Below are 12852 nucleotides of genomic sequence, written 5' to 3' on the forward strand. Positions count from 1 at the left end.
CTATTGCATTTTAACTTTATAATTAACCGCTTCTACACACAAATTACTGGCATCACCTTGTAATACTAACATATCGCCTTTTAAGATTTCATCATTAAAATTATAGACACGATAAATAAAGAAATTATCTTGTTCTTGCTTGCTACGTTCTAACTCGTTTCTTGTTATAAAAAAAGGTGTGTTTTTAGTGCTTTTTGTTGCTTTTACCTCAATAAACATTTTGTTGCCTTCTACATCAAAAGACAACACATCATACCCCAAACCATCTCCTTTATCTTTAGCGTGGTGTGCTACTTTATTGGCTAGTTTTGGTTTATTGGCTTGTAATAGTTTGTCTTTTTCAAGCTGTATTACAAACAACTCCCCTAAATCGCCAATGCGTTTGTTTTCTTTATTGTTTTGTATGTGGTTTGTAATGTTACCATTAAAACTAACATTGGTTGTGGTTACGTTTATGCCTGATGTAGCAACTGTTTGTATAGCTATTTCAGTAATATTTTCAGATTCTATAATGGTTTCGGTATCTAAATGCTGTGCAACAGCATAAATAAAATCTTGTGTAAGTATATTGTAGTCTTCGTCTATATAACAATCTGCAGTTAACCTAGCATTGTGCAACCTTAACAGCTCTTGGTCTTTAACAATAATTGGTTTTAAAATATCGCACATATTATTAAAATGTGATACATTTTCTATTCTACCTTTTATAGGTGTATAGGTGTAATTTATTTTTGAAGCAAACGTTTTAAACATCCCAAATTTATATAGATAATAACGCTCTGGATATTTTAACACTAAATAGACAACTACTGCTCTATGGTCTTGATAATCGTTTTTAACATCAAAATCAGCAGCAATAAGCTCCTTCATTCCAGCTCTAAAAGCCTCTATTCTATATAATAAATCTTCGTCTTCGTTATAGAGTGTTTTAAATAAATTACGAACCGCTTCTGGATGTATTTCTGCTGTTTCTACCAGCATGCCTTTAGGGAAATATAAACCAGACGTTAACAAGTTTTCGGTTAAGCTTAGAGACGCTTGAAGCATTAAATAAAAATCTTCTGCATCAATATCCCAATAGTCTTGAAATTGCTTTACCGCTTGCCATTTATACAACTCTTGTTTGCTAATAGTTGCAAATTGATCTTTATAGGCTTTTAGATAAGTTTTAATTAGTTGTTGGTTCATGTATTATTTTAATAGCGTTTTCAATCTTCTCTTTATCACCTCAACATCTTCCTCTTTATTTCTAAGCAAACGCTTGTTTGCCTTATGGTTAAATTCTGAATAATCTAAAACAATAAGCTTAACTCCATTTTTAGGTAATTCGATTCTTCTTTTTTCGTCATAGCGTTTTCGTTGCTCCCCTCTAGACATCCCAGAAGCTGTAATACGTTTATCAAAATGAGCAACACTTTCTGTATGCTGTCGTTCATAGTATTCTATTACAAGGTTTTTGCTTGGGTAATAACAATCTACAGGTAATTTTACTCCTGTATCACCTCGTAAAAAATCGAAACGGTGTTGTCTTAATCCTTTTAAATCCAAAACAGTATCGCATAAATCTATGATATAAGCTTCATCATTTTGTTTTGATTCTGTAGAGATCGTTTTTTCTTTCTTAAAATTAATTTCAGTTGTGTTTTTAATAATCTTTTCGGTGTTATTAGAAGAAATAGCCATTCTAAAATCTAAAACGGTATAACCACCACGCAATCCAAAATCTGAAGCATAAAATCCTAAGCGTCTCAATTTTGCTCTGATACTTTTTTGATTACTAGTATTTGCCACTAATTTTTGCGCTATTAATTCCTCTATAACAGTAGTTTCTTGCATACTAAAGTAACTTCGACCTTTCATACTAACACACCTTTACTTTATGATTACCATTCTATTTAATTAACTAATCTTTTACCCATGATCCTGCACGTTTCCTTCATTACTCATAGCTTCCAACAACAAACTAAAAACCTTCTTTACTAAATCATCTTCTGTATATTCAATTTCATTTAATTCCCATCTTACACTTTTATCATCATTAAATTGAGGGAAGAATTTTAAATCATTTTCATTCTTATACAAACTTCCAATAAGATTTACAACGCTATTGCTATTTCTAGGTTGATAATATTTGTCTCCTCCAGAACTTAACTTTAAAGAAATTAAACGAACAGAATTTTCTGTAAAACCAACATAATCTGCAATAACAAAATAATCTTCTGCCTGTAGTCTTAAAGAATTAGAATTATTATAAACCTCTTGGTGTATTGGCAAATTCAATTCTAAACTGTAAGCAGCTGCTTTCTGTTGTATTGCAGCAAAAATTCTTATTGCAGAATCAACAACTAGTTTAACACCTTGTTCAGATTTATATAAAGCATCTAACTCTTTACGTAACTTCTTCACTTTTAAAACCTTACCAGCACTTTCTACAAAGCCATCTGAAACATTATTAATTTTAGTAGTTTTTTTATATTGCGTAAAGTCAGGAATTGCTCCTCTTTTAGGTTTTATCAACTTTGGTTTATCATGTATTACTCGTAATAAATCGAATGCTGTTTTATCAAACAATAAATCATTGGTCATATCATGGTACAAAGTCGTTTGTACATAAGTTGGCGCACTTGTTACTAAAGAACCTTCTCTTAATATGGGCAGAAATTTGGTGTTATCATTTTGCATAGAATAAAGCCCTTGAGAAATCATGGAATATTCCATACCAACACCTCCTTGTCTTCCATCTGCTTTTAGCTTGTAATTAGGTGTGAGAATTAATAATACTTTATCAGTTTCTGCAACTGCTTTTTCCATAAAATGCGTCATGTTTCCTCCTGTACTTAAATCGTATTGGTCTAAAGTTACATCGCAACCTCCTTGCTCTATTAAATAATTAGCAAGCTTTAACACCCATTCTTTATGAGTTTCATTATCCCAAGAATAGGATATAAAAATATGCAATGCTTTTTCCATTTATACAACCTTTACCTTACCAGTTACAACTCCATTTATTAAACTACTCTTATACTCTTTTAACTTATCTATTTCTTGCTGTTTTAAACCAATAGCGGTTTCTATTTTTTGGGAAGCCGTTTCTATATATTCTGAAATTTCTTTTTGTTCTGAAAGTGGTGCAATTGGAAATCTAAGTGATTTAATTAAATCTTGACTTATATTAGGCTGACCACCTCCATAACCAAATGAAATTATCTGTGTTCTAAAGGCTAATAAAACTTGAAAAAAATATTCTGTTCGTATTTTATTTGATTTTCTAAAAATACAACAAGCTTGATTCGTAGCAGCTTCAATATCCAATATTCCGAGCTTACCTATTGTTGCTCCATACATTGCCATAACTAAACTACCTTTTGGATAAATTTTCAAACTACTAAAATCTCTAAATGCCCTTTCTTTTAAGGTTCTCTTGGTGAAAGTAATTTTATCATCATTTAAATCACCTGTTTGTAAAAAATTGTAATTACCATCATAATATCTATTATCACCAGAAGTTGGCGTTGTACCACTTCCAATTCTATCAAACAAATGTGTAACTTTCTTCACCTCCCAACCCTCAGGGATCTCACCAATCCACTCCACACCAGAATCTTTCAAGGTCGCACTATCATCTAAACCACGTGTTACGGCTTTGTGTATTAAAATTTGTTTACGTTCTTTAAGTAAGCTTATTTGTTGCTGTTTAATTGCAATAGCCTCGTCTATTTTGGTGGTTTTATCGTCTAAAAATTGTGCTATTTTGGTTTGTTCTGAAAGTGGTGGAATTAATATTTGAAAATTTTTAATATCTGCTGGTGCTATATGAGGAACCATTGGATCTGTTTTAGTCATTTCAACCCAAAGCAAAAAATTTCGATTAACAATATTAAAATAGAGATAATTAGAGGTTAATGTTACTTTAGGTCTTAACCTCGCAACACGTTGAAGTAATAAAATAGGTAAATCTGATTCTTTAATTTGGCAAAAATTCTTTCCAACTTTTGAGCCATCCATAGCTATTAAGACATCACCATCTTTTAATAAGTAATCTACTAAATGTTTCTCTATTTCTGGCCAGAATCTTGTTTCTTTCCAATCTAGCACTCCTTCCTTCACATTAATACCTCTTGCCAGCTTTATTCCTTTATCGGTGTATTTTTCACTCTTAAAAGGATAACCGGTTATCATATCTATTTGATTTTTAAGACGATGAACTTCCCAATGCTCAGGAATTTCACCCAACCATTCTACTCCAGAATCTTTATAGCTCTCGTAACGTTGTGTTTCAGTTTCTACCATTACACCAAGTTTAAGATTTCAGAAATTAAACCATCACTTTGTTTTTCTAAGTTTAGAATATCTTTGGTAACGTCTTCTATGTTACGCAATGGTGTGTGCTTGTAAAAGTATTTGTTAAAGCTAATTTCATAACCAATTTTGGTAGCGTCTAGGTGTATCCACGCTTCTGATACGTGTGGTTTTACTTCGCGTAAAAAGTAGCTATGTATGTTGTCTTTTAGTGGTACGTTTTCTGTGTCTCTTAGGTCGCTTTCTGTTTCGTAGGTTATGTATTCTCCTTTTGCACTTCGACTGCGCTCAGTGTGACAGTTTGGAAAATATCCAAAATCTGCTAAATCTTTTTCTTCGCAATCTAAATGTGCTAAGAGTTTGGTAAGTTTATCACCAGATAGTTTCTCTACTTTTTTAATGACTTTTTCTGCTTCAGCATCATACCAACTAACCGCATTTAAAATGGCTTTTTTATCGCTTGCAGAAATACTTAGTTTTTGGGTTTTAATTTCGGCATCTACTAACGTTTTAAAGTCGTTAAAATCATTATACTCAGTTTCACCAATAGCTTTTAACAACACAGTTCCTGTTTTTACTAAGTTTAAGTGTTTTTGCCATGTTGCTGGCTTGGTCAGTTTTGTTTTATTGGCAGATGATAAGTTTAACTCGTTTTTTTCGCACCATTCTAACAACTCTTTTTCATGTTGTTTGGTATTGGTGTATATGCTATCTCCAAAAGTTTCAAATGCATATTGCATTGGTTCTTGTAAAACTCTGTCGTAACGTAAGGTTACTATACGTGCTGCTGTAAATTGTGCTTTTAGGCGTTTTGGTCGTTCTATAGTTGCTTTGTAATAACCAAAATCTGTATTATCAAATACCTGAGCTGAGATACCTTGATCGCCTTCGCGCTCTGCAACGCTCATGTTGGTATACGTATTTACAATTTTAGAAATGTGTTTTGGCGAAAACTCGCAGTTTTTGTTTCCTAAGTTTTTACGCAGTTTACGGTACAGTTGTCCTGCATCAATGAGTTGCACTTTGCCTTTACGGTTGGCAGTTTTATTATTGCTTAAAATCCAGATATAAGTGGTAATTCCTGTATTATAAAACAGGTTGTTTGGTAATTGCACAATAGCTTCTAGCCAATCGTTTTCTATAATGTGTCTACGGATGTTGCTTTCGCCACCTCCTGCATCTCCTGTAAAAAGGCTACTACCATTATGTACCGAAGCAATACGTGTTCCTGTTTTACTTTGGGATAAGGATTTCATTTTATCTACCATTTCCATTAAAAACAGTAATTGTCCGTCGGACGAACGTGGAATAGCGTCTGCTTCTTCTTCAACTCCCCAATAATTTTTTAAACTGATTTGAAAACGTGGATCAATCACATCTTTACCATCCTTGATATATTTTTGCTCACTAGACCATGATTTTCCGTATGGTGGATTGGATAACATAAAATCGAAAGACTTGCCTGCAAACTCGTCTGTAGATAAGGTAGAACCCACTCTGATGTTTTCAGGGTTGTTGCCTTTAATCATCATATCAGACTTACAAATGGCGTAGGTTTCGTCGTTGATTTCTTTTCCGTATAAATAGACATCTCCTGTTGCACGAATGTCTCCTTCTTCATCTTTAATGAAGTTTTGAGACTCGGTAAGCATTCCACCAGAGCCACAAGCAGGATCGTAAATAGTCATTACAGGTGGTAAGTTGTCTTTTATAGGGTCGAAGATAATATGTGTCATTAAATCAATCACTTCACGTGGTGTAAAGTGTTCTCCTGCTTCCTCGTTATTTTCTTCGTTGAATTTTCTAATCAATTCTTCAAATACATAACCCATGCCTAAATTAGAAAGCGCAGATAATTTTCTACCTTCTGGATCTTCTTTTTCAAAAGGTGTTAAGTTGATGTAAGACGATGTAAATTTTTCTAACACATCTAACAAAACATCTTTAGTAGCCATATGGCGTACTTGACTGCGTAATTTGAATTTCTCGATGATTTCCTTCACATTCGGACTAAAACCGTTTAGGTAATCTTCAAAATTGGCTTGTAATATTTGTTGGCTATTGGTAGCGGTATCTTTTAGTTTTTGAAGTGTCCAGGTGCTTACGTTATAAAATACGTAACCCGAGGCTTCACGCAATCCTGTTTCGTCCCATTCGGTAAAACCAGCTTCGTCTCGTTGGAATGCTAATTCTTCTAAAACCGCATCTTTTGTTGGTTCTAAAAGTGCGTCTAAACGACGTAAAACAATCATTGGTAGAATAACGTCGCGATATTTACCACGTACGTAAACATCTCTAAGGCAGCCGTCTGCGATAGACCAAATGAAGGATACTAATTTATTGTGTGATGATTTGTTCATTTTATATACTGTATTGTCTTATAATATATCTGCTAAAGTGTGTGGATAAACAATCCATTTTTCTCCTTTAGAGTTGTGTTTGTGTTTTAATCCTATTTGTTGCCCGATATACGTGATAATATTAGAATCTTCTATATATTCTTTACTTATCATAGTATTAATAACATCTTGATAATTTTTATCTTTTAATTTACCTAAAGCAGTAGCCGATAAAAACTTTTGTTTTGTAACTGTTTCCGTTTTTGGCGCTGCTTTTGAATCGTTGTATTCTAATATATTTTTATGTCCTTCTAAGTGTTTTAACATTGCTAAAATAGACCCTTCTGTGCGTAGCAGTAGGCATGCTATTCTTTTTTTATCGTCAAATAACTCGTTTGCCTTTTTTAATATATCACGTTCCGCATCTGTCCATTTTTCAAAAGCTCTGGGGTGCGATTTCCTAATTTCAATAATATTAGCTTTGTTAACATCTGCACTTATATCACTTGGCCATTTAAGTATTTGACTTTGGGTTTGATTATACCAAATTTCTTTATTTAACAATAACGTCTTATTAGCTGCCTTTTCTCTAATTTTATAAAGGTCATAACTATCTGGATTAATAATCACCTCTAACGCCTCACTAACCATTGGATCTAAACAAACATCTTGATTATCTAAATACACACCTGTTATAGGATTTACACCTGCAATTAATGCTTTTACAATATCTGTAGCTTCTGTAATAGACATCAAGGATTCCTCCTCTAAATCTTGACTTTGTACTTGGGTTATTTCACTATTTAAATTAGTTTCTATTTTATATTTAGATTTTGGCATTTGGTCTTTTGCATCATGAAAATACCATTCGCTGAAAATTTCATCTTTTACAGGATTAACTCTTGTACATTGTGGAATTAAGCTTTGCAGCTCTCCTAATTTAGCTAATCTATTTAAAAAGCGTCTAAAATAGACTCCATTATGTCTATCTTCTTCAAATAGTCCTTTTTTAACTAAATACGGAAACACATCTGTGCTTCTCATGTTTGTACTGCCTGTTGATTCAATTGTTTTTTGTATTGTCTTACTAATTAATAACGCTTTTTTTACTTCGTTTTTACTTAACTTCATAGAGATTTCAAATAATAAAGATTTACTCAACTTAAAATGAATAAATCCCAGATAATTAAACATCTAGTGCAATAAAATATATCAATCAGTACTTAAAGGGAGAGTTTAAATATAAGACCTTTGTCATAAACTCAGCCCGTTTTTTTTACATAAATAGCAACTGTTTGATTTAAAACAGATTACACTAATCCGTTGCACATTGCAAATTTTTGTTGTACGCTTTGATGTATTCCCAAAAGGCTTTACCGGCACTATCTAAATAATGTAATGAATAGTTAAGCTGTGTATTTGAGGCTACTTGATATAGATATTCTGTACAGTTATAAGAAAACTCCTTTTTAAAACAGACGACTGCAAAATAGTAGCTTTGATATTCTATTTGTTTACTATAAAATGTGACTTTAGAGATTGCATCACTTGTTGGACTGCTATAAGTGCTTCCATAATTATCTTTGGTTACTAAATCCATCATGTCTTCGCAGGATTGCGCGCTAGCAATATAGCTGCTTAACATAAACAATAGGGCGAATAATAGTTTTTTCATGGTTAGATGTATTTGTTAGGTATATTATTAATTGTAAACTTAAACCCTTAAAAAAAGAAAACCTTACGGTTTCCCGTAAGGCTTGCGTAATTTACAAAACACCTTAAAAAAATAAAGCCTTGCTCTGGTTACGCAAGGCTTTTGTAGTGTATAAATCTAATTGATTAATAGCATTGATTTATAGCACTGTTTTATTCTGTAAACTCTACTATTTGTCCTGAGACGATCACTTTATATTTATTTACAAATAAAAAGCCAGATGTTTTGACCTCTACAATCTCGTTTACTACAGTTCTAGCAGCGCCTTCCATACCTGCTGATTTTAGCATTTTTGCTTTAGCCTCTGCTATTAATCCGTTTTTAGCTAATCCTCCAATTCCAAAAATATAGGTGGCTTGCGCTTCGCCTTTAACGATTTGTACCACTTTAAAATTCTTTTTAGTTAGTACAACTTCGGTTGTGTTTTGGTTGTAGTTTTTTGGTAAACCATAATGGGTTGCACAACTGGATAGAAACAACGTCATTACGAGTAATAAGAAAGTCATTTTTTTCATAAATAAATATTTGATTTTTTAATAACCTACTCCTTTTTATAGTCTGTTTTCGGCTTATTCTGACTTGAAGCGTCAAACATACCGTGTTAAAAAAAGAAAACCTTACGGTTTCCCGTAAGGCTTGTAGATTGTGTTATTTTATTTATGATTTACGGGTCTTTATCTTGTTTGACAAAGCCCTTTTTTTTTATTGTTTTCCTGACAAGTAGTTGTGTTTACGTTATAAACCAAATGGTACTATTACCACCGACGCTTGCCCCGCGTTAAGGATGGAAATGGCATCCTTTTTTACGTAAGTTGGTGGTGTTGTGAAGCATGAGCAACGCCCAAACCAACTAGTAAAAAAGATATAATGGACAGCCTGACGCACGTTTGCTACTAAAAGCAAACGTGGGTAACGCCCAAAACAATTAATCCCAGAATTGCTCTATCTCCTCTAGTGTTTTTCCTTTTGTTTCTGGTATAAATTTATAGGTTACGTATACGATTACTAGTATAAAGGCTATGAATATAAAGTATGGCAATGACCCGTTCCATGGGGCACTATTATTAGTCTCGCTACCCATAACCATTGGAAAGGATTGTGATACCACATAGTTTGCTGCCCATTGTGCCGCAACTGCTACGGACATGGCTACACTACGGATTTTGTTTGGAAACATCTCTGATAATAAGACCCAAACGACTGGTCCCATGGATAGTGCAAATGAGGCAATAAAGATTAGCACGCCTATTAATGACAGCATCCCAACGCTTTCTTGTTGCAGTGTTACGCCTAATAATAAAAACCCGACGATCATCCCTATTGATCCAATGTATAATAATGGTTTACGTCCAAATTTATCTACTGTAAACATGGCTACAAACGTAAATACTAGATTAACAAAGGCTAATAGTATTTGTTGTGCTAGGACGTCTTCTTTTCCAAATCCTAAGGCTTTCTCGAAAATATCTGCGCCATAATACATGACCGCATTAATCCCTGTAAATTGTTGCAACATAGATAATACGGTACCTATGGCGATGATAGCTAATATGGCTTTTGAGAAATAACTGACTTTTACGCCTGCGTCTACTTGGTTTAACGATTGTTTGATTTGTAGTAGTTCTTTTGAGGCGATATCGGCTTCGTTAATTTTTTCTAGTACCACTAAGGCTTCGTCGTCTTTTCCTTTTAAGGCCAACCAACGTGGGCTTTTTGGCACAAAAAACAATAGGACTAAAAATAAGCCACTTGGTATTAATTCTGACCAGAACATACGACGCCATCCAAAAGCGATATTCTCTGTTTGTGTTAAGTTGTTACCAATATAATAGGTGGCTAAAAACACGATAAAAAATCCGATTACTATGGCTAATTGGTAATAGGTTACCATACGCCCACGGATGTTTGATGGTGCGATTTCGGCAATATACATGGGTGCGTTCATGGACGCTACTCCGATACCTAGTCCTCCTAAAATCCTGAAAAAGACTAACATGCTTACCGACTGCGGAAACATTTCTGGTAAGCCTGATCCGTAAGCGGATAATGTAAATAGTAGGGCTGATATTATTAAAGACCATTTTCTACCAATTTTAATGCTTAAAGGTCCTGCTATGATGGCTCCGACAAAACATCCTAAAAGGGCACTTCCTACGACCCAACCTTTTAAGGCTGCGCTTAAATTAAAATGCTCTGTTAAGTAAAATTGTGCTCCGTTTATGACACCCGTGTCATATCCAAATAGTAAACCTCCTAATGCCGAAACTGCAGCTATTAAAAGTAAAAAAACGCCTTTTTTCATGTTGTTTAGTTTTTAGTTAGTACATCAATATACCAATTATAATGTGTGGGGTTTGTCAAAAATGTGCCCTGTATGGTTTTTGTATAGGTGTATTGTTGCCTTTTTTGAGCTATACTTGACAAATCACGTCTAAATGGTATCCAAAATCTGATTTTGTAGTGTTGTTTTTGATTACTTTTTTGCTGTTTTAAGGTGAAATTCTGGCCTGAATTGCGATACTATGCGGTACTTATTTTTATAATTATTTTATGGTTTGATATGACTTATATCATTTTTAGAACTCGGCTTTTAATCTACCTTCGAGGTATAATTAGTGTCTAGCGAAAACACTATTTAAAACCCTATTTTTTTTAGTTATGAAACAATCGATTTTAATTCCAACTGACTTTTCTGATAATGCTTGGAGTGCTTTATTATACACTTTAAATTTATATAAAAATGAAGCCTGTACCTTTTATTTATTACATGCCTGGTCCGTTAAGTCAACCACACGCACTTATATTACCACAAACTATATTGATACTTTAAAAGCAGATGCTGAAAAACAGTTATTTGACCTTAAAAATCAAGCGGATGCTATTGATCAATTGTCTAAGCATACTTTCGAGATTATTTTTAGTACCGAAAAACTGCACGATGCTGTTGACACTGCGGTTAAAGCACATGATATAGATCTTGTTTTTATGGGCACCAAAGGAAGCTCTAAATCCAAAGAAATCTTATTTGGGAGTAATACCATTACACTTATAAAAAAACTGAAGCTTTGCCCGATGGTTATTATACCGGATGGTTATGCGTTTGTGCCACCAAAACAGATGGCGTTTGCAACGGATTATAGTCGGTTTTTTGGCAACGAGTTACAGCCTTTAAAGGACTTTAGTAAATTATACGATTCTAAAATTAAGGTGGTGCATATCTGTAAAGACAAAACGCTTACGGATGCTCAAAACTATAATTTATCCATGTTACAGGCTAATTTAGGAGATTATCCGCACAGCTTTAATTGGATAAAAGACGTGACTAATAAGACCGAAGCGATTAATACTTTTATTAAAGATGAAGCTATTAATATTCTAACCCTAATTAATTACGAGCATAGTTTTATTGAAAACCTTATTAACGAACCGGTGATTAAAAACGTGGTGTCCTATCCTACCATTCCGCTTTTAGTAATCCCTGCTATTGGGTAATTTAAAACAAAAAAACATCCTATAAAACACAACAATTACGGGACTTAAAGGGCGCCTTTAAAAGGTTAAACTTTTCTTATTTGTAATTTTAATTTTGATAAAAACTGTATCTTTAAAGTAAACCATAACCTTATGAAATCAAACACTAGTAATTACCAAAACAAACAAGAATACCGTCTATTTATACAAGAATCGTATACTAATTTGGTAGCTTTTAAAACTAAAGGTGATAAAACAGCATTTAACGCTTTAGTTTTAGAGATTCTACCAACGTTAAGGAATTATATAAATAGAGGTTTAAATGTATTTATAAGTAACGGACACTTTAGTAAAGGAAAATATAAAGGTGATGATATTATCGATCAGCTTTTTATTGAAATTTATGATCATATTGACGAGGTTAAACAGGCTTCTGATTTTTATGCTTGGTTGTATCAAAAAACAGATCAACTAATGCAAGACATTAAAGTGGAAGAAGAATTTAATGAGTTGTTTTTTAAAAACATTGATACGTATTCTAAACCAGAATGGGATGCTATGGAAGAAAAATACACCAAAGATGCAGATGGCGATTTTTTATTAATTGAAGAATTAACAGATCCGTCTTACAACCATAATGATTACGAATTAAAACCTGTTTTTATTGAAAATGATGAAGCCGATTTTATTACTAAAATAGATAAGCAAATCAATAAAGACACTGTAAAACGACACACCAGTTTTGTGGTTGGTAATTTACCTGCAGCTATGCGTCATGTTTTTGAGTTATATACTAACGAAAAACTAACACTAGAAGAAATTGCATCTATAAGACAACAAACGTTAGACGATGTGAAGCAGCTTTTAAAAGATGCTAAACGCGCTTTACAAGTTAGTCTTTACAATAGGTATTTATCAAACTAATACGTTACTATATTACATAAAAAAAAGAGCTATTATTTATTAGCTCTTTTTTTATGCTTATAATTTGATTTTGATTGTGGCTGTTATTGTGATTGAGATTGTGAT

Annotated in this window: 11 protein-coding genes; 2 read left to right on the plus strand and 9 right to left on the minus strand. The window is 33.2% G+C overall.

The window, feature by feature from the left end; all coding sequences use genetic code 11:
* The 9 genes from ACZ2G2_RS15425 to ACZ2G2_RS15465 form a co-directional block, all read right to left on the minus strand.
* Positions 1-1188 carry a protein NO VEIN domain-containing protein gene (locus ACZ2G2_RS15425; RefSeq protein WP_470393178.1) on the minus strand — a complete coding sequence of 396 codons (1188 nt, stop codon included), beginning with the start codon at positions 1186-1188 and terminating at the stop codon, positions 1-3.
* A 3-nt stretch (positions 1189-1191) separates the two neighbouring features.
* Complete coding sequence (locus ACZ2G2_RS15430) at positions 1192-1836, minus strand: hypothetical protein (protein ID WP_470393179.1); 645 nt, start codon at positions 1834-1836, stop codon at positions 1192-1194.
* Positions 1837-1911: 75 nt separating this feature from the next.
* Positions 1912-2970, minus strand: coding sequence for a toll/interleukin-1 receptor domain-containing protein (locus ACZ2G2_RS15435; RefSeq protein WP_470393181.1), 1059 nt, complete (start codon positions 2968-2970; stop codon positions 1912-1914).
* Positions 2971-4290: a restriction endonuclease subunit S gene (locus tag ACZ2G2_RS15440; protein WP_470393182.1), complete on the minus strand. Its 1320-nt coding sequence runs from the start codon at positions 4288-4290 to the stop codon at positions 2971-2973.
* A complete protein-coding gene (locus tag ACZ2G2_RS15445; RefSeq protein ID WP_470393183.1) occupies positions 4290-6659 on the minus strand; it encodes a type I restriction-modification system subunit M in 2370 nt (789 codons plus the stop codon). Before ACZ2G2_RS15445 ends, ACZ2G2_RS15440 begins: the two co-directional genes overlap by 1 nt.
* An 18-nt stretch (positions 6660-6677) precedes the next feature.
* On the minus strand, positions 6678-7799 hold the full coding sequence (locus ACZ2G2_RS15450) for a hypothetical protein (protein ID WP_470393184.1): 1122 nt from the start codon (positions 7797-7799) through the stop codon (positions 6678-6680).
* A 154-nt stretch (positions 7800-7953) separates the two neighbouring features.
* The gene (locus ACZ2G2_RS15455; protein ID WP_470393185.1) at positions 7954-8313 is read right to left on the minus strand and encodes a hypothetical protein; all 360 of its coding nucleotides are present in this window, start codon (positions 8311-8313) and stop codon (positions 7954-7956) included.
* A 191-nt stretch (positions 8314-8504) separates the two neighbouring features.
* Positions 8505-8867, minus strand: coding sequence for a DUF6567 family protein (locus tag ACZ2G2_RS15460; protein WP_090840383.1), 363 nt, complete (start codon positions 8865-8867; stop codon positions 8505-8507).
* Between the two features lie 410 nt (positions 8868-9277).
* Positions 9278-10654, minus strand: coding sequence for a sugar porter family MFS transporter (locus ACZ2G2_RS15465; RefSeq protein ID WP_470393187.1), 1377 nt, complete (start codon positions 10652-10654; stop codon positions 9278-9280).
* Between the two features lie 356 nt (positions 10655-11010).
* Here ACZ2G2_RS15465 and ACZ2G2_RS15470 point away from each other — a divergent pair, with 356 nt between their 5' ends.
* Together ACZ2G2_RS15470 and ACZ2G2_RS15475 are read left to right on the plus strand one after the other, a co-directional pair.
* On the plus strand, positions 11011-11844 hold the full coding sequence (locus ACZ2G2_RS15470) for a universal stress protein (protein WP_470393189.1): 834 nt from the start codon (positions 11011-11013) through the stop codon (positions 11842-11844).
* A gap of 132 nt (positions 11845-11976) precedes the next feature.
* Complete coding sequence (locus tag ACZ2G2_RS15475; RefSeq protein WP_470393191.1) at positions 11977-12747, plus strand: RNA polymerase sigma factor; 771 nt, start codon at positions 11977-11979, stop codon at positions 12745-12747.
* Positions 12748-12852: the final 105 nt, after the last annotated feature.

The sequence above is a fragment of the Olleya sp. KKT75 genome (genome assembly GCF_055635485.1).